Here is a 17,495-nt window from a genome sequence, read left to right on the forward strand (position 1 = left end):
GGGCAATGTCCCTCTTTTTCCTTTAACATGTAAAAAAATCTTCCTTTTCAGAAGCGGTTAATTCCCAATTTATCGGTAGTATTTTAACCGTTCTGCCTTTTTCTAGCACTGAAATTTCAGGTATGGTGATAAGCATAGCATTGGCTTGTTCTAAGGGTGAGATCATGCCGGGAAGTTGTTTTGTGAACGGCATAAATGTTTGTCCGTCAAATGTACCCAGACGTACGGTATGTTTACCTGCTCTAAGTGTGAAGTCTTCTTTTATCTCTGTAGATATCGTATGATGATAATAGGCGTTCATCCCCGACATTTTACGTATGGCAGCGCGTACAAACATTTCATAATTCACCATAGATGCAAGAGGATTTCCAGGCAGGTTGATCACAACAGTGTCTCCTATGGTCCCCAAAGCAGTAGGTTTACCCGGTTTGATATCTACTTTGTCGAAGTGCAGTGTCATACCCAAGTTTGTAAAAGCTTCTTTGGTGAAGTCTTTGTCCCCCATACTGATACCACCAGATGTGATGATGATATCCGCATTCAATGCAGATTTGATAGCAGACGTCAAAGACTCTAATGTGTCACCGGAACTGCCTATGTATTGTACTTCGCATCCCAGCTCCTTGGCACGTGCCAAGAACATAGGCGTATTTGAGTTGTAGAGTTGGTGTGGGGCTATTTTTTCGAAGTGTGGACGCAGTTCATCTCCTGTACCAAAGACAGCCACTTTGATCTTGCGTGTTACCCGTAGATGTGTCACTCCTTGGCTGGCAAGAAGTGCTATGCTGTATGCCGTGACCTTCTCTCCTTTATGCAGGTAGACAGCACCGCTCTTGATATCTTCACCCGCATGTCTTATATGCCCGTCTTTTTTGATCTCTTCTGGCAAGGTGACCTGTGTGCCATTGACAGTCGTATTCTCTATGGGGATGACTGATTCACAACCTTTCGGAATAGGAGCACCTGTCATGATCTTGATGGCCTTTGTAGCCTGAAGTGTCATTTGAGGATCATCTCCGGCATAGATCACATCTGTACATTCCACGGTACTGTTTGCATCAGCACATTTCACCGCATATCCATCCATGGCAGAGTTGTCAAAACGCGGTAGATCAAATGTAGCGATGGAGTCTTCACTCATCACACGTCCCAATGCCATCTCAATAGGTATGACCTCAGAGTTTACCACAGAGGTATTTTTATAAATAATATCAAGTGCTTGCGTGATAGAAACGGGCATGTTGAACCTTTAAAATTAAGTTATGTTGATCAGAGGGGTCGATTATAGCAAAATAGGGTATAATCCACTTTTAAACAAATCAAAATTACAGGAAATTCATATGGTTGAAGAGATGTTGGCAGCACATAGTATTTTAGTGAAAGTCTTTTTAGGCTTTTTGGTTGGAGGGTTATTTATTCCGATAATGACAGCAAAAAATCCATTAGGATTTAGAAAAGCAAGTTTTATCTATACGATGATCTTTCAAGCGCTTGCTACCATGATAGCATTTGCAGGTATCGTTGCTGTGTTTACAGGTGATCTGGGTTGGTCGGTAACGACGATTATCATGGTCGTGGTTTGGGCAGTGTTGATGTATATAGAGATCAAGAAGTACAAGCTTATCAAAATAGCCAATTTAGACAATGCTGACGCGCACAAGTTACTAAAAGGTGCATTTTTGAAAATATCTTCAGTACAGATCCTGCTGGTTGTTGTGATGATCGTACTGATGGTACTGAAAGCTAAAGGTGTCATAGCACTCTAAGCATGTTATATCTTTATCAGAAAGGGGCAGGTCAGCCTCAGCTTACCCTACTGGGAGACGAGCATCGTTACATTTTCAAAGTACGAAGACATAAGGTAGATGATACCTTGTATCTTCGTAACCTTGAAGATGGACTCATTCATCGCTATCTTATTACCTATATCGATAAACGTTCAGTCATTCTTGAGCTGCAAGAGAGTCAAACACTTGAGATCAAAGCGAAAGCACCACTGCATATAGGTTGGTGTGTGATCGATCCTAAAAACATAGAAAAAGTCCTGCCATCTTTAAATGAAATGGGTGTAGAGAAGATCACTTTTATCTACTGTGCCCGTTCACAAAAAAGTTTTAAGCCGGACTTCAAACGATGGGAAAAGATACTTTTAAATTCTTCTCAGCAGTCCGGACGAAGTGTGATGATGGAGTTGAATGTAGCTGAGAGCCTTGAAGCGTTTATCGCTGAGAATCCTCAAAGTTATCTTTTGAACTTTTCAGAACAGACACTCTCATCGCAGAGCAGTATCGATACGATCGTGGTTGGATGTGAAGGGGGAATGACCGAGGATGAGGTAGCGCTTTTTGCACCGCAGAGAGTGATAGGATTTGATACACCTTTAGTGCTCAAAAGTGAGAGTGCTGTGTGTGCAGTAGCTGCAAAAATATTACTCTAATTGGGGCATGGGTATTTTTTCACCCTTGTTGTAAACTAAGGTAAACATAAACAATGCACAGTAAAATCCGGATAATATTTTTAGAGTTTCAAGCATGATTGAAAATAGATTAAATTGACAAAGGAAATTTTTTGAACTTACAAAGTTTTTTATGGGAATATGGGGAAAAAGTCCCCGGGTACGATGTCAGAGTCATCAATGAAAGAGAAGCAAGAGCCGGAGCAGGGATACTCGGAATGCTGGGGATGATCGTCATCTTTGTGGGGATAGGATTTAACCATACTATCGTAGCAAGAGTCTATCTGGCATTTTTATTTCTTGACTTTACGGCAAGGATCATCAGTCCAAGCTATGCTCCCTCTTTGCTCTTGGGAAGGTTTTTTGTACAAAATCAAAAACCGGAGTATGTAGGCGGATTACAAAAACGCTTTGCATGGACACTGGGCTGGCTTATCTCTCTTCCTATGGTCTGGTGGTTCGTGATACACTGGGATATCAATTTTTATAAAGTGATGATCTGTGTGCTTTGTCTGCTACTTACTTTTTTAGAAAGTGCTTTTTCTATATGTGTAGGCTGTAAGCTATACAGAGTAATGACTAAAATAGACCCAGTACATTGTCCTGGAGGCGTGTGTGAAGTACGCAAAAAAGAGCCTATACAAACCTTTAATCCGATACAAAAAGTGATCACCGCTTTAACCATGATCGGACTTGTGGTAGGAACCTACCTCTTTTTAGCGAATTCACAGCCTCAAACATTCTTCGGTGAGTTTCTCCATGAAGCGGTTTTAACAGACGCACAGCTTCAAAAAGAGAAAGATGAAGCATATCAAAAAGAGGTAGCAAAAGAGTTTGAAGATGATGAGGATTGGTAGGTCTTATACAGTGATCCAGACATCCTAAAGAGTGATTTGGATGTGCAGACTCCTGTTGCCCATGATGTTTGGATCATACAGGTCAATCTGTTTTATAATTTTTTAAAAGTATTTAGATATAATTTCGCCCTATATTGTCTCGCCTAAGAGCGTTGCAATGCCCCTTTTTATATGGAAAAGGAAGAGTCATAGGCTAGAGCAGGTTAGTTGCCTGACACACAAAATAAACTAAAAGGTTAGAAAATGAGAAAAGAAATTCACCCAGATTACGTTGAGTGTAAAGTAACATGTGCATGTGGTAACACATTTGAGACAAGAACAAATAAAGCAGAGTTGAGTATCGATATTTGTAATGCATGTCACCCATTCTTTACAGGTTCTGAAAAAATTCTTGATGCTGCTGGTAGAGTAGAGAAGTTTAAGAACAAATACAAATTAGGTTAATCTTAATACCTAATAACATAGAGAGCATCGCTCTCTATGCTTGCATTTATGCTAAGTTTGCTTGAACATTTAGCAAGCACCTATTCTCTTCAAACATTAAAGTATTTATTATGTTAACATTTATCCCCACACCTATTGGAAATCCACAAGATATTACGATCAGAGCGATGAAGCTTTTTGAAAAAGCAGAACTCTTTTTATGTGAAGATACACGTCAGACCAAACGGCTTTTGCGGTTGCTTGAAGAGCGGTTTGATATGGTGTACCCTGATGCATCGTTCTATTCTTTTAATGAACACAATGGAGAAGAGAGACTTGAAGAGTTTGGCAGTAGTTTAGAGGACAAAGAGGTGGTGTATGTCAGTGATGCGGGAATGCCGATCATTTCTGACCCCGGACAGATACTTGTCGCGTATGCACAAGCACATAATATACCCTACGATGTACTTCCCGGGGCATCTGCAGTGACGACTGCATACGCTGCAAGCGGTTTTGAGGAAGGAAAGTTTCTTTTTTATGCATTTTTACCGCATAAAGGCAAAGAGAGAAGCTCTGCGCTAAGTGAAGCGATGAGCAATGGATACAATACCGTACTGTATGAAGCGCCTCACCGTTTGGAAAAGCTTTTACATGAGATTGTGTTACTGGATGAAGATAGAGAGCTTTTTTTAGCTAAAGAGATCAGTAAAAAGTATCAAAGATACTATCGGGGTACGGCTAAATCACTCAATGAACAGTTCAAAGATCTGAATATACGCGGTGAATGGGTGGTCATCATCAAAGCCCAAAAAAGTACCGAAAAAAGCCTTAGTTTTACCGAAGTTTTAAGTTTGGACCTACCACCTAAACCTAAAGCAAAACTTCTTGCTCAGCTTAGTGATAAAAGTGTGAAAGAGTGGTATAGTGAACTCACACACTCTACTTAACACTGTAAAAGCAAAAAAAAGGTAAAATCACTCTATTAGTAACTATGAAAAAAAGGTAGAATCATCTTTATGATTATATATGGAAAACAAGTCTGTTTACATGCACTAGAACAGCATTCAGAGAAAATAAAAACTGTCTATGTCGCTAAGAAAGGGATACTCCCTAAAGACCTATTCCATAAATACCATGATAATATCAAGTTTTTAGAAGAGAAGTGGGCTCAATCTATGAGTAAGGGTGGGAATCACCAGGGAATACTTGTTGAGATGGCTGAGTTTGAACAAAGTTCTCTCTCAGAGATCAAAAAAAATGATTTTATCGTGGTACTAGATGGTTTAACGGATGTAGGAAATATAGGAGCGGTAGTACGATCAGCCTATGCACTGGGCGCAGATGCAGTGATCGCTACAGGTGTGAAACAGCTTAATTTTGCTGCCATAGCACGTACAAGTTCTGGGGCTATGCTGGATATGCCTTTTATGATAGCAGCGAATATTTTAGATACATTTAATGAACTTCAGCAACTTGGATTTACTTTTTATGGTGCCTCGATGGATGGAGAAAATGTGCAAGAGCTGACATTTGACACTAAACGTGTGCTTGTTTTGGGAAGTGAAGGCAAGGGACTTTCAAAGAAGGTCATAGCTAAACTGGATCATAGGGTATCGATAGAGATGAAACATGCATTTGACTCACTCAATGTGAGTGCAGCTGCAGCGATTTTAATACATAGGATGGGTTATGCAATTAAATGAGATACTTGAAGAAAACACGATAAAAAGTATTAGTCAAAAGACAAAGATATCTGAAGAGAATCTTGAATATCTTTTGGCTGCAAATTTTGATCCTCTAAAAAAGATCAAAGTTTTAGGTTTCATCTCTATTCTAGAACGAGAGTATAATGCAGACCTGAGTGGATTAAGAGAAGAAGCATTAGCCTTTTACTCTGCTGAGAAAGAAGAGAATGGTTTTACGGTAGGCCTTCCTATGGATGAAGAGAAAAGAGGAAAATCAAAATTGTTTTTATTTCTCATTCTTGCTCTTTTGGCTTATGCTTCCTGGTATTTTTTTACACAGTTTGATAAAAACCATTTGAGTGGACTTATTCCTTTTATCGATGAGCAAAGGATAGAAAATTTTGTTACAGAAAATGAAGAAAATAAAAAAGAGATCAGCATAGAAGATCTAAGTATCGCAAGTTTAGTTGTCAGCGATACGAATACCAATACAGTGGTAAAAGAAAAAGTAGAAGATATAGTTCCTCAAGAGCGTGTACAGAGTAGTGACGTAAAGGTGAAAGAGGAAAATGTTTCTACCGAACCTGTAAGTCAATTTTAGTGCGGCTTGTATGGGACTAATGATAAAAATGAAAAAAAATGTAAAGCGAGTAAAGCATGTTTGATGAAATTCAATTTGAGAAAATAAACCGATTACCGAAGTATCTTTTTGCAGAGATCAATGATCTAAAGATGCAGCTAAGACGGGAAGGTACAGATATTATAGACTTTTCTATGGGGAACCCTGATGCTTCAACACCGAAACCGATCATCGATAAACTATGTGAAACGGCTCAAAAACCCAAAACCCATGGTTACTCTGCAAGTAAAGGGATCTATAAACTTAGACTGGCGATGAGCAAATGGTATAAGCGTAAATACAGCGTGGTTTTGGATCCAGATACTGAAGTGGTTGCTACAATGGGAAGCAAAGAAGGGTACGTGCACCTTGTTCAGGCTATTTCTAACCCTGGTGACGTTGCCATCGTGCCTGATCCTACTTATCCTATCCATTCACAGGCGTTCATCTTGGCAGGAGCAAATGTAGAGAAAATGCAGCTTATATTTGATGAAGAGACTTTTGAAGTAGATGAAGATAGATTTTTAGCTGATCTTGAAGATCACTTGGACAACTCCATTCCCAAAGCTAAGTTTTTAGTCGTTAATTTCCCGCATAACCCTACGACGGCAACAGTCACGCCTCAATTTTATGAGAGACTCGTAGCGCTTGCAAAAGAAAAACGATTTTATATCATTTCAGATATTGCCTATGCCGATATCACATTTGATGGCTACACGACCCCTTCTATCATGAGCGTAGAGGGTGCGAAAGATGTGGCGGTTGAAGCCTATACACTTTCAAAATCCTACAACATGGCAGGGTGGAGAGTAGGTTTCATCGTAGGAAATAAAAAACTCATTGGTGCACTGCAAAGCATTAAGTCATGGTTGGACTACGGTATGTTCACGCCTATTCAAGTGGCTGCGACTGTGGCTTTGGATGAACATGGATATATTCCTGATGAACAGATCATCCCACGTTATGAAAAAAGACGTGATGTGATGATAGAAGCGTTTGAAAATGCAGGTTGGCCATTGGCTAAACCGAATGCTTCAATGTTTATTTGGGGAAAGATACCTGAGGTTGCAAGAGATATGGGTTCTTTAGAGTTTGCTAAACAGCTGCTGCTGCATGCAGATGTTGCAGTGAGCCCAGGTATAGGGTTTGGTAAATATGGTGATGAGTATGTACGTATCGCACTCATAGAAAATGAAAATCGTATCCGTCAAGCGGCAAGAAACATCAAAAAGTTTTTAAAAGAACTGGAAGAGGCAAAAAAGAATGGTTAAAGTAGGAATTTTAGGTGTAGGTACTGTTGGTGCAAGTGTTGCAAAGATACTTGAAGAGAACGGTGACATTATCGAGGCAAGAGCCGGGGAAAAGATCGTTGCAAAATCAGGTGTGGTGAAAAATCTCTCTAAAGACAGAGGGGTAAGCATTAAGCTAAGTGATGATCCATACGATGTGGTCAATGATCCTGAGATAGACATCGTCATAGAATTGATGGGCGGTGTTGAAGAGCCTTATACACTCGTTAAAAAAGCACTTGAAAACGGTAAAGCGGTCGTAACAGCGAACAAGGCACTGCTTGCGTATCATCGTTATGAACTTCAAGAGATAGCTGGTGATATCCCTTTAATGTATGAAGCAAGTACGGCCGGTGGTATCCCTATCATTGGTGCATTGCGTAACGGGCTTTCTGCTAACCACATAGACTCTATTCAGGGTATTATGAATGGGACCTGTAACTATATGCTGACCAAGATGATAAAAGAAGGTGCTCAGTATGATGAGATCCTTAAAGAATCTCAAGAATTAGGGTATGCAGAAGCTGATCCTAGCTTTGACGTGGGTGGATTTGATGCTTCACACAAGTTACTTATTTTAGCCAGTATTGCGTATGGTTTGGATGCAAAGCCTGAAGATATTCTCATAGAGGGTATAGAAAATATCACGCAAACAGATGTCTCTTTTGCAAAAGAATTTGGTTATGAGATCAAACTTCTTGGTATTGCCAAAAAAGTGGGTCAGGGTGTAGAACTTAGAGTGCATGCTACAATGATACCGCAAGAGTCTATGATAGCCAAAGTGGACGGTGTGATGAATGCCGTAACGGTTGTGGGTGATCGTGTAGGTGAGACGATGTATTACGGCCCTGGTGCAGGTGGTGATGCTACCGCATCAGCAGTAATAGCGGACATTGTTGATATCGTCCGTGGAAATCAAGGGCCTATGCTCGGGTATAAAAAAGGTTTAGAGAGTGGACTTAAACTTTTGCCTAAAGAGGACATCGTGACCCAATACTACCTTAGACTGGAAGTGGATGATCAAAGCGGTGTACTGGCATCTATCTCATCAACTCTTGGAGAATTTGATATCTCTATAGAGGCGATGCTTCAAAAACCTACAAAAAATGATGAAATAGCCAAACTGCTCTTTACAACACATACCTGTAAAGAGAGTAAAATGCAAGATGCTATTGCTGCATTGAGTCAACTTGATGTCGTTCATGGTAAAATAGCCATGATGAGGATCGAGAAGTAAAAGGAGAAGAGATGGCAAAAGATCACTATTTTGATATCACTGCTAAGCTGGACATGATGGAACTTAAAAATGCTATCGTCATGGCTGAAAAAGAAGTTGCTACACGTTTTGATTTCAAAGGGTTGGTAGCTGAGATCAATCTCAATGAAGCTGCTAAGACTTTGAGCCTTAGCTCTTCTACAGATTCTAAGATAGATGCACTTAAAGATATACTTATCTCAAAACTGATCAAAAGAGGTATCGCAGGAAAGTCACTTGAAGAGGTGAAAACCGAAGGTATATCCGGAGGTAACACAAAAGTGATCTACCGTATCGTTGATACGATCGATAAAGATGAAGCGAAAAAGATCGTTAAAGCTATCAAAGATATGAAGATAAAAGTAACACCATCGATTCAAGGTGACGAAGTACGTGTATCTGGGAAGAAAATAGATGATCTTCAGGCTGTGATGGCTGAAGTGAAAACTTTGGATCTCAAAGCACCGTTGGTGTTTGGGAATTTTAAATAATTCGATTGTTTTTGCATACTGTTTTGTATGCAAAGCGAGGCGTTGTTATTCTCCTTACTTTTCTAGAAAAGTAAGCAAAAGTCGTCACTACTCCCAAATCGCTTTGCTTCGTAGTGACAAGGGCACGCTTTGCGTAATTTTATAGGGCGTGGACTGTATTAACTACAGTGTCCGCCACCACAGCATCCACCTGAAGCAGCTGCTTGAGGTGCTTTCATGGCGATGCTAAAGTTATCACCATTTTCACTAAGTTCAAATCCATGTTTACCACAGAATTTTTCATTCATATGGCTTACCATACCTTGTGCTTTCATCATCGCATCATCTTTGTTATCAAACGTAACATTGTTTTCTAATTCACTTCTTTTGAAGCATCCACATTCTTGAGCTATATTTATAGTTGACATTGTAATCCTTTGTTATAATTTTTCAGATAGTAACAGAGTTATATTAATAATAGCTTTATTATTGGATAAATAAGATAAATTTACTCTTATTTATCCAAATAGAGATCAGTTAAGTAGCGGAGAACTAAACCAGTGCCTGCTTGCTTTTAATTTTTTTGATGTTTGCAAGCATAAGTATAGAGGTAATAAGCGCCACGACGAAAAGACCGACAAAGACATAAAGCGTACCGGTATAACTGCCCGTTGTATCTTTGACATAGGCGATGATGATAGGCCCTACAAGACCTGCCAAAGCCCAGGCAGTGAGAATATAGCCATGAATCGCACCAAGCTCTTTCGTACCGAATATATCACCAATATACGCAGGAACAGAAGCAAATGCACCGCCGTAACACGTCATTATATAGTAAAGCAGCACTTGGAAGAGGAGAATGCTTGTTACAGTGGTAAGCATATAAAACGCAATGATCTGTGTCACAAAGAAAAGTATAAAGACCACAGGTCTTGTAAGGTAATCTGAGATACTTGCCCATGCAATTCTACCTGCACCGTTGAAAATACCCATAAGTCCTACTGCTGAGGCTGCGGCTAAAGCAGAGATACCTATGACTTCCTGCAAGAGTGGAGAAGCCACAGAGATAATAGCAATACCGCAGGTGACATTGATAAAAAGCATGATCCAAAGTCCATAAAATCTGGCAGTCTTAACGGCTTCATCGCGTGTAATGTTCACAAGGTCCTCTTTGAGCTTCTTTTTCCCCGCGTTGATGGCAGCAGTGAAATGTGCCGGCATATACCCTTCTGGAGGATTAGCAAGATATTGTGCTGCGGTAAACATCACGATGAAGTAGATAGACCCCAGGATATAAAAGGTTGAAGAGACACCTACGGCATCGATCAGTACTTTAATGGCAGGCCCTGAGATAGCAGAGGCAAAACCAAAGCCCATGATGGCAAGTCCTGTTGCCATACCCCGTCTATCGGGGAACCACTTAACAAGCATAGATACTGGAGAAATGTACCCTATACCAAGACCGGCTCCCCCTAAAACACCGTAGGTAACGTAAAGAAGCAGTTTGGATTCCAGGTGGATAGCCAGACCAGAACCGACAGTACCCAGTCCAAAGAGAACAGCGGCAAGTGTAGCAGCCACTCTTGGCCCTTTACGCTCTACAAATTTACCCATAAGCGCAGCCGAGAGACCTAAAAAGAAGATCGCAATGGAAAAGGTGATGGTGACATCTGTCAGTGTCCAGTGCATTGTGGACTGTATAGGGTTTACGTACACGCTCCATGCATAGACAGAGCCTATGGATATGTGAATTGCCATCGCAGCCAGGGCCATGAACCAGCGGTTTTTAACTTTTGTAGTCATTGAATTTTCCTTAATGTTTGAATTACAGGGATTATATATATGAACTTTACACTAAATGTAAATATTGGTGCCCTTTTTTGATATAATTTGGCAGATAGTAACAACACTTACTTAAAAAAACATAATTTTAATTATAAATAGGATAAAATTACTCCTATTTAAGTACAAAAGGGTACATGATGACAAAAAAAGCTGATAACAATTGTGAAATAATAGACAGTGTTTGTGCGTATTGTGGTGTAGGTTGCGATATTGCAGCCGAGGTTGACACAAAAGAGAATAAAATTAAGAAGATCTTTGCACATCCGGATGGCGCTACATCTGAAGGAAAACTTTGTATAAAAGGGACATACGGATATGATTTTGTTGATGCAAAAGAGAGACTGAGAACGCCTCGTATCCGTAAAAGCTTTTTAGAGAAGAACCCTGAGATCAAAAAAGCGATCGCCGGTTCGCTAACAGATCTGGATGATACATGGTATGAGACGGATCTGGATGCTGCTACTACTGCAGGGGCAATGAAGCTTAAAGATATTCAAACACAATATGGTGAAAAATCTGTGTGTTCACTTGGAGGGGCTAGAAGTTCATGTGAATCAGCTTATTATTTTCAAAAGTTCACACGTTACACACTGAACTCCCCACACGTAGATAATTGTGCCAGGGTGTGTCACTCTCCGTCACTCAAGGGGATGAGACTTACCATCGGCGAGGGGGCTGCAAGTAACCCATTTGATGATATTTACAAAACAGAATTTATGATCGTGATGGGTTCCAATACTACTGAGGCACACCCGATTGTTGGTAACCGTATGATCAAAGCTGCGCAAAAGGGTACACCTATCGCATGTTTTGATGTGCGTGATATTAAACTGCATAAGTTCTCAAAATATAAAGCAGTTACGCCACACGAAGCGAATCTACTTGTTTTAAATATGTTGGCATATACGATCATCACTGAAGAGTTGTATCATAAAGATTTTATAAAAAACAGGACAAAGAACTTTGAACACTTTAAAGAGAACATTTTAAATGATCCCTATGCGAATCCTGAATTTTTCAGAGAAGTGGAAGGGTATGAGTATTTAGCAGATATGCTTCCGGAGATTGCTCGTGAATATGCTACAAAAAAATCTCTTATTTTATGGGGACTTGGGATCACTGAACATGTAGATGGTTCTTACGCTGTAATGGCTATCGTTCACTTGGCACTTATGACCGGGAACATTGGTAAAGATGGTGCCGGTGTGATGCCTCTAAGAGGTCAAACGAACGTACAAGGTGCTTGTGATATGGGTATGCTTCCATACTATGCGCCGGATTATACTGCGCCAAAAGAGGTGGGGCTGATGACACCTCAGTTGGTGGATGGAATGCTTGATGGGACCATTAAAGGTGTGTTGAATATTGGTGAAGATCTCACGCATATCCATCCAAATATCAATAAGATCACAAAAGCATTTGAAAACCTGGATCTTATCTTTGTTCAAGAGTTGTTTATGACAGACATTGCTGAACGTGCAGACATTGTAGTAGGTGTTAAATCAGCCTATGAAAAAACAGGTATTTACATCAATGCGATGCGTAAAGTTCACCTCTCAACACCGCTTGTACACTCTGATCTTCCGGATGATTGGGAGGTGATCAAACTTCTTGATGAGAAAATGGGAGGGGAGTTTGGTTTTGAAACCTCTGAAGATATCTGGAACGATGTAAGAAAAACGGCGACCAACAGATTCAGTGGTGCCTCTTATGAGATGCTGAGAGCCAATGAAAAGCAGGGAATTTCCTGGCCGATCACTGAAGAGGGAGGTACCCCGGTACTGCATAGAGAAGACTTTAGAACAAAAGATGGTATCGGGGCATTCAGATACCATGGTTATAAACTCTCAGGTATGATCGAAGAGATACTAAACAAAGCACTTAAGGGTTATCACTTAACAACGGGTAGGATCATGGCCCACTATAATAACTCTGCGCAAACAAAATATACAGAGAACCTCATGAAAAAACATAAAGAGGATGTTATTTTAGTGCATGAAAGTGATAGTGCAGATTTCCCAACAGAGAGGGTGATCCTAAAAACAGAGTATGGTGAAACAAATCCACTAAAGGTAAAATTCACAGATAAAGTACGTCCAAAAACACTTTATACAACGTTTCACCACGTGGATTCAAAACTCAATAACATTTTTGGTGATAAGAGTGATGAACTTATTATGACTGCTGCATTTAAATCAATTCAGGTCGACATTATTCCTGTAAGTGCGTGATCACTTGCAGGTAAATTTCAGGGTCTCAAAGTGCGACCTTGAAAACTCTTTTTATCTTCTCTCTTTCATTATAAAACATCCCATATAGAACATTTTATAAGGTTTTCTATTGAAGGGTACAGATTTATGGTCTGCAAACTTCGCTACAGCGAATAACCTTATAAAATATGTTAGATTATAAGGTTTTGATTTTCAGGGAATAAGTAATTGATTGATATAATGTAAAGCTCACTGGAAAAATTGGAACACTGTAAATATTTTTCCAGCTATAGAGCCTTGTTAGCTTTTAATACGCACCCTGAGAATAAGTAAGCTCATAGCTATGTGAGTAGATCTCAAATATAAGACCGAATGGATCTTCCATGTAAACCATTCTATATGGTTTTTCACCAGGATAATACTCTCGAATTGGCATTCTCTGTTTTCCACCATGAGCTAAAATTTTCTCTACAAGTCCTTCAACATCGGGATCCTGTACACAAAAGTGAAATGTACTTGTCTTCCAATACTCAAAGTCTTTTGGTTTTTCATTGTTTTTAAACTCGAATATCTCAACACCGATTTTGTCTCCGGTTGACATATGGGCTATTTTGAAAGAGCCCCAGCCTGTGCCAAAGACATCAATACACATTTGTCCTATCGGTGTATCTGACTCCTCAGTAATGACAGTTGGTTCCATAATATGATACCAACCCATAACCTCAGTATAAAATTCAACAGCTTTTTCTACATCAGGAACGGATATTCCAATGTGTGAGAATGTTCTTGGATAGTTACTCATTGTATTTCTCCTTTATGAAAGTAACTATTTATTTTAAGGGATAAAGTACCCTTTAATTATGTTACTCCAGTATTAAGAGTATATCACAAATGGCTTGTCATAAAAACCTTATAAAATATATAACTTTATAAGGGTTTTATTACTGTTTTCAAAATTTACAATAAATTAGTTTTATATTATATTGAAGGACACTAAATTAAAGACAGCTATCATATGTCAAATCAGGGCTTAAAAAACCCTTACTGGTTGCTTTATAAAACTTACCATCTCTACTTTTTCCAACTATTGTAACCGTATATTTTTTACCATTTAATGGTCTTCCATTGTATAAACTCAAACCTAACTTATAATCAATTACACTAAACCTCGAAAAAGAAAAAGCAGCTAAGGTAATTCCCGGTACTTTATCAACAAATATGGCAAGAGACTCTAAATCCATATTTGATGAGATGGAAATAACAATTTGATGATTACATACTACATTTTTAGGAATCTTAAGATTGATTTTATCTTCAATAATGTCAATATTTGAACCATATAGTTCTGTGATAGCTTGTTGAATATTATTCGATCTCCATATTTTGGGTTTTGTTTTTCGAAATTTAATTACTGAATTTTTTGAATTGGGAATACGTTCACTTAGCGGTATTTTTTGTTCATTTCTTCTATTGAATTTAAAATCAAGTTTTTTCTTATTTTTCTCATTATCGGTTATAATGTATTGAACATTAGTTCCTTTATAAATATCCCTAAATTTATAAACTGTTGAGTATAAATATAACGGATTGAATGACATATCAAAAACAATTTCATTTTCTACTTTTGCTGAAATATGAGAAATCAAATTCGCTTCTTTTTTTAGTACTCTACCTTTTTTTATTTCTTCATATTTTTGTATGTTGGCTTTTTTACGTTCTGATGTTGGATTAAGAGGCATTAATCTTGTTTTGACTAATCCATCTTTTGAAAAAGCTTTTACTATTAATGAATGATGTTCTACTTCGTTAGCTAATAGGATATTTTGAATTAACAAAAAAAATACTATTAAGATTGAATTTCTCACGTAAATTCCTTTGACTATTTATACATATACGCATAAATATTGATTAAAAGAGTACTTTCCCTTTTCATTTTAAATAACGATATAAGTATATCCAAAAGGCATTGTTTCAAAACCTTATAAAATATATAACTTTATGAGGTTTTCACTTTCAGAGAATTAAGATAGCATATAGTTAATAGTATTGAAAACAAAGGCTATATATGAAAAAATTTGGATTTACTCTATTGTTACTTTTGACTTCAAACATTTATTCTGAAACTATAAACGGATACACTCTACCACCTGAACCAGATCCAAAAATCAATAATGCTACTTTACTTGGGATAGACTCCAACAACAATGGTGTGAGAGATGATGTGGAACGGTGGATATACAAGACGTATAAAGATAAGCATCCAATATATATAGATATTGCCATGCAGGCTGGAAGAGCTTATAAACTTGTTCTAGAGACTCCTGAGAGGGCTAAGGAGATTTATAATGAAGTTGATAAAGCAGCTTATTGTGAAGGATATTATAAGTATGAAGCAAAATATTTTAATGAACCTACTCTTGTACATGAAGATATAGATGATAGATATTTTAGACATAAAATCTATTTTAACACTAAAGAGAGAATGGATGCTTATAAACAATATGATAGCTTGTTAAGTGGTGATAGTTATACTCTTCCTGATAGTAAAAATATGAAAGCTATGTGTGATTTTAATACAAATAAGTATGAAAAGTAGAAACCTTATAAAATATATAACTTTATAAGGTTTTCATTACTCATTTAGAAGAATTGTTTCTTTTGTCTTTATTCTCTTTTAGTGCCTTTTCGTAAAGTCTTTTATCTAATATATTTAGAGGTATATACAGGATGATAGCTCCTAATGCTATATATCCTGAGAAAGGAGCTATCTTGAACCATAAACTACTCGATTCTCCACTTAGTGCATCTTTCAGTGTATCAGCAAATGCGGCATAGGTTCCAAAGAACATTACAACTAAGAGCAAGAGGCCCATGATATTTTTTCTGATCTTGTAGTGATGTAGATAATTCATAATTTGCCTTGTTTTTTAAATAGAGTATATTCTGTGTTAGATTATGTTGTGCTTGTCATTAGATGACAGTCCCTCTCAAAGTGCCCTCGAAGAATTTTTGGAAAAACTGTCAATATGACATACTTTTCTTTTCTATTTCTCTTTTAGCCTATACTTGATCAGAAAGAAGAATTTGTAAACTTGAGGTCACAATTTACGACATCAAGTTTGAAGCAACACAGATGAGAAAGGGATAAGGTGTATAAACATGACAAGAGAAGATCCTAAAACCTTCGGTAATCAGAGCGAGACATTGGCCACACGTTTTTTAGAACAGGAAGGTTTCGTAATCTTGGAGCGTAATTATTTTGCAAGAAAGCTTGGCGAGATAGACATCATTGCTAAAAGAGATGATGTACTGCATTTTATAGAGGTTAAAAGTGGAAAAACTGAATTTGATCCTATCTATAATATCACCCCGACGAAACTCCGAAAAGTAATCAACTCTGCACACTATTACCTGAAAACAAAAAAATTAGATATGCCATTTTCTATCGATGCACTGATTGTTCGCTATGATGAGGTAGAATTTATAGAGAATGTTACGCTATAATCTGCTCAATGATACTTTAAAGGCACATATATGAGACTCTCCGATGAGCAGCTTCAACAATTTCATCAAAACGGTTTTATTGTCTTAAGAAATTTTTTGTCTCAAGAAAAATGTGACGCGATATTGGATGTCGCTAAAACACACTTGGAACATAAAATAGAACCTATTGAAACTGAGATAGGGTATGATGAGAGATCTAAAGAGTATCGTACCGATGTAGTGGATTATACAAGTCATGCTCATGAAAAGCATATGATCGTGCGCAGGTTAAGACAGGTCTATAGTAGAGATATTCTTTTCAAAGAGTGGATGGAAGATGTTGAGATCCGTCCTATTTTACAACAGATATTGGATGACAGAGTGGTCATCACTACTGCCCATCATAACTCTATCATGACAAAAATGCCTCATTACAGTAGAGCAACGGCTTGGCATCAAGACAGAAGATATTGGCGTTATACCGATGACAACCTTGTGAGCGTATGGTTGGCTTTGGATGATGAATACAGTGAAAATGGTGTGCTTGAATTTATACCTGGGAGTCATGTATTGAAATTTACGCCTGAACAGTTTGATGAAAAAGAGTATTTTAGAGAAGATACGAAAGAGAATGCAGCACTGATAGCGAAAAAAGTCTCCACGACACTTCAAAAAGGCGATGTGATCATCTTTCATTCTTTACTGCTGCATAGAGCCAATAAGAACAGTACAGATCAAGTCAAAATATCATTTGTATATACGGTAAAAGGGGAAAATACGATGGCTATAGAAGGTACACGCTCTTCTCAATATCCTGAAATAAGCCTGGAAGAAGTATAATAAGAGAATTTTTATCCTAATTGTATATAATTAGGACAAAAGATAGATAATTTTAAAAAATATA

General features: G+C 38.1%; 20 protein-coding genes. 14 read left to right on the forward strand and 6 right to left on the reverse strand.

Annotated features, from left to right (window positions below):
• Window positions 1-22: 22 nt before the first annotated feature.
• Window positions 23-1,240, reverse strand: a complete 1,218-nt coding sequence (gene glp, locus LDM93_RS09775; RefSeq protein WP_223892223.1) for a gephyrin-like molybdotransferase Glp — start codon at window positions 1,238-1,240, stop codon at window positions 23-25.
• 100 nt (window positions 1,241-1,340) lie between these two features.
• Here glp and LDM93_RS09780 point away from each other — a divergent pair, with 100 nt between their 5' ends.
• From LDM93_RS09780 to LDM93_RS09825, 10 genes are all read left to right on the forward strand, one after another.
• Entirely contained in the window at window positions 1,341-1,766 is a 426-nt protein-coding gene (locus LDM93_RS09780; RefSeq protein WP_223892224.1) for a hypothetical protein, read from the forward strand.
• 2 nt (window positions 1,767-1,768) lie between these two features.
• A complete protein-coding gene (locus LDM93_RS09785) occupies window positions 1,769-2,437 on the forward strand; it encodes a 16S rRNA (uracil(1498)-N(3))-methyltransferase (protein WP_223892225.1) in 669 nt (222 codons plus the stop codon).
• Between the two features lie 131 nt (window positions 2,438-2,568).
• On the forward strand, window positions 2,569-3,312 hold the full coding sequence (locus LDM93_RS09790) for a DUF4395 domain-containing protein (protein WP_223892226.1): 744 nt from the start codon (window positions 2,569-2,571) through the stop codon (window positions 3,310-3,312).
• Window positions 3,313-3,555: 243 nt separating this feature from the next.
• Window positions 3,556-3,756, forward strand: coding sequence for a 50S ribosomal protein L31 (gene rpmE, locus LDM93_RS09795; protein ID WP_223892227.1), 201 nt, complete (start codon window positions 3,556-3,558; stop codon window positions 3,754-3,756).
• A gap of 110 nt (window positions 3,757-3,866) precedes the next feature.
• Entirely contained in the window at window positions 3,867-4,682 is an 816-nt protein-coding gene (gene rsmI, locus LDM93_RS09800; RefSeq protein ID WP_223892228.1) for a 16S rRNA (cytidine(1402)-2'-O)-methyltransferase, read from the forward strand.
• Between the two features lie 69 nt (window positions 4,683-4,751).
• Window positions 4,752-5,438, forward strand: coding sequence for a 23S rRNA (guanosine(2251)-2'-O)-methyltransferase RlmB (gene rlmB / locus LDM93_RS09805; RefSeq protein WP_223892229.1), 687 nt, complete (start codon window positions 4,752-4,754; stop codon window positions 5,436-5,438).
• On the forward strand, window positions 5,425-6,021 hold the full coding sequence (locus LDM93_RS09810) for a hypothetical protein (RefSeq protein WP_223892230.1): 597 nt from the start codon (window positions 5,425-5,427) through the stop codon (window positions 6,019-6,021). Before rlmB ends, LDM93_RS09810 begins: the two co-directional genes overlap by 14 nt.
• 56 nt (window positions 6,022-6,077) lie before the next feature.
• Complete coding sequence (locus tag LDM93_RS09815; RefSeq protein WP_223892231.1) at window positions 6,078-7,310, forward strand: LL-diaminopimelate aminotransferase; 1,233 nt, start codon at window positions 6,078-6,080, stop codon at window positions 7,308-7,310.
• Complete coding sequence (locus LDM93_RS09820) at window positions 7,303-8,565, forward strand: homoserine dehydrogenase (RefSeq protein WP_223892232.1); 1,263 nt, start codon at window positions 7,303-7,305, stop codon at window positions 8,563-8,565. Before LDM93_RS09815 ends, LDM93_RS09820 begins: the two co-directional genes overlap by 8 nt.
• An 11-nt stretch (window positions 8,566-8,576) precedes the next feature.
• Entirely contained in the window at window positions 8,577-9,074 is a 498-nt protein-coding gene (locus LDM93_RS09825) for a YajQ family cyclic di-GMP-binding protein (protein WP_223892233.1), read from the forward strand.
• Window positions 9,075-9,232: 158 nt separating this feature from the next.
• On the opposite strand, the gene LDM93_RS09830 is transcribed toward LDM93_RS09825, so the two are convergent.
• Both LDM93_RS09830 and LDM93_RS09835 read right to left on the reverse strand, forming a co-directional pair.
• Window positions 9,233-9,481, reverse strand: a complete 249-nt coding sequence (locus LDM93_RS09830; protein WP_223892234.1) for a hypothetical protein — start codon at window positions 9,479-9,481, stop codon at window positions 9,233-9,235.
• 124 nt (window positions 9,482-9,605) lie between these two features.
• On the reverse strand, window positions 9,606-10,856 hold the full coding sequence (locus tag LDM93_RS09835) for an OFA family MFS transporter (RefSeq protein ID WP_223892235.1): 1,251 nt from the start codon (window positions 10,854-10,856) through the stop codon (window positions 9,606-9,608).
• Between the two features lie 179 nt (window positions 10,857-11,035).
• Between LDM93_RS09835 and LDM93_RS09840 the strand changes: the two genes are divergently transcribed.
• Window positions 11,036-13,129: a molybdopterin oxidoreductase family protein gene (locus LDM93_RS09840; RefSeq protein ID WP_223892236.1), complete on the forward strand. Its 2,094-nt coding sequence runs from the start codon at window positions 11,036-11,038 to the stop codon at window positions 13,127-13,129.
• A 286-nt stretch (window positions 13,130-13,415) separates the two neighbouring features.
• Here LDM93_RS09840 and LDM93_RS09845 read toward each other — a convergent pair whose 3' ends face one another.
• Both LDM93_RS09845 and LDM93_RS09850 read right to left on the reverse strand, forming a co-directional pair.
• Window positions 13,416-13,910, reverse strand: coding sequence for a lactoylglutathione lyase family protein (locus tag LDM93_RS09845; protein WP_223892237.1), 495 nt, complete (start codon window positions 13,908-13,910; stop codon window positions 13,416-13,418).
• Window positions 13,911-14,106: 196 nt separating this feature from the next.
• Entirely contained in the window at window positions 14,107-14,973 is an 867-nt protein-coding gene (locus LDM93_RS09850) for a hypothetical protein (protein WP_223892238.1), read from the reverse strand.
• A gap of 200 nt (window positions 14,974-15,173) precedes the next feature.
• On the opposite strand from LDM93_RS09850, the gene LDM93_RS09855 reads away from it, so the two are divergent.
• Window positions 15,174-15,704, forward strand: coding sequence for a hypothetical protein (locus LDM93_RS09855; RefSeq protein WP_223892239.1), 531 nt, complete (start codon window positions 15,174-15,176; stop codon window positions 15,702-15,704).
• 40 nt (window positions 15,705-15,744) lie between these two features.
• Here the strand turns inward: LDM93_RS09855 and LDM93_RS09860 are convergent, their stop codons facing one another.
• A complete protein-coding gene (locus LDM93_RS09860; RefSeq protein WP_223892240.1) occupies window positions 15,745-16,020 on the reverse strand; it encodes a hypothetical protein in 276 nt (91 codons plus the stop codon).
• 247 nt (window positions 16,021-16,267) lie between these two features.
• Between LDM93_RS09860 and LDM93_RS09865 the strand changes: the two genes are divergently transcribed.
• Complete coding sequence (locus LDM93_RS09865; protein ID WP_223892241.1) at window positions 16,268-16,612, forward strand: YraN family protein; 345 nt, start codon at window positions 16,268-16,270, stop codon at window positions 16,610-16,612.
• Between the two features lie 30 nt (window positions 16,613-16,642).
• Window positions 16,643-17,431, forward strand: coding sequence for a phytanoyl-CoA dioxygenase family protein (locus LDM93_RS09870; RefSeq protein ID WP_223892242.1), 789 nt, complete (start codon window positions 16,643-16,645; stop codon window positions 17,429-17,431).
• The last annotated feature ends 64 nt before the right edge of the window (window positions 17,432-17,495 follow it).

It is taken from the genome of Sulfurovum sp. TSL6, from assembly GCF_019972115.1.
In the GTDB taxonomy this organism is placed as follows: Bacteria; Campylobacterota; Campylobacteria; order Campylobacterales; family Sulfurovaceae; genus Sulfurovum.

Bases quoted from the DNA above. Each gene is read 5' to 3' on its own strand.
- LDM93_RS09845 (WP_223892237.1), bottom strand. From the start codon at position 13,910: ATGAGTAACTATCCAAGAACATTCTCACACATTGGAATATCCGTTCCT.
- LDM93_RS09860 (WP_223892240.1), bottom strand. From the start codon at position 16,020: ATGAATTATCTACATCACTACAAGATCAGAAAAAATATCATGGGCCTC.
- LDM93_RS09830 (WP_223892234.1), bottom strand. From the start codon at position 9,481: ATGTCAACTATAAATATAGCTCAAGAATGTGGATGCTTCAAAAGAAGT.
- LDM93_RS09870 (WP_223892242.1), top strand. From the start codon at position 16,643: ATGAGACTCTCCGATGAGCAGCTTCAACAATTTCATCAAAACGGTTTT.
- LDM93_RS09865 (WP_223892241.1), top strand. From the start codon at position 16,268: ATGACAAGAGAAGATCCTAAAACCTTCGGTAATCAGAGCGAGACATTG.
- LDM93_RS09840 (WP_223892236.1), top strand. From the start codon at position 11,036: ATGACAAAAAAAGCTGATAACAATTGTGAAATAATAGACAGTGTTTGT.
- rlmB (WP_223892229.1), top strand. From the start codon at position 4,752: ATGATTATATATGGAAAACAAGTCTGTTTACATGCACTAGAACAGCAT.
- glp (WP_223892223.1), bottom strand. From the start codon at position 1,240: ATGCCCGTTTCTATCACGCAAGCACTTGATATTATTTATAAAAATACC.
- LDM93_RS09815 (WP_223892231.1), top strand. From the start codon at position 6,078: ATGTTTGATGAAATTCAATTTGAGAAAATAAACCGATTACCGAAGTAT.
- LDM93_RS09785 (WP_223892225.1), top strand. From the start codon at position 1,769: ATGTTATATCTTTATCAGAAAGGGGCAGGTCAGCCTCAGCTTACCCTA.
- LDM93_RS09810 (WP_223892230.1), top strand. From the start codon at position 5,425: ATGCAATTAAATGAGATACTTGAAGAAAACACGATAAAAAGTATTAGT.
- rsmI (WP_223892228.1), top strand. From the start codon at position 3,867: ATGTTAACATTTATCCCCACACCTATTGGAAATCCACAAGATATTACG.
- LDM93_RS09820 (WP_223892232.1), top strand. From the start codon at position 7,303: ATGGTTAAAGTAGGAATTTTAGGTGTAGGTACTGTTGGTGCAAGTGTT.
- rpmE (WP_223892227.1), top strand. From the start codon at position 3,556: ATGAGAAAAGAAATTCACCCAGATTACGTTGAGTGTAAAGTAACATGT.
- LDM93_RS09780 (WP_223892224.1), top strand. From the start codon at position 1,341: ATGGTTGAAGAGATGTTGGCAGCACATAGTATTTTAGTGAAAGTCTTT.
- LDM93_RS09825 (WP_223892233.1), top strand. From the start codon at position 8,577: ATGGCAAAAGATCACTATTTTGATATCACTGCTAAGCTGGACATGATG.
- LDM93_RS09835 (WP_223892235.1), bottom strand. From the start codon at position 10,856: ATGACTACAAAAGTTAAAAACCGCTGGTTCATGGCCCTGGCTGCGATG.
- LDM93_RS09855 (WP_223892239.1), top strand. From the start codon at position 15,174: ATGAAAAAATTTGGATTTACTCTATTGTTACTTTTGACTTCAAACATT.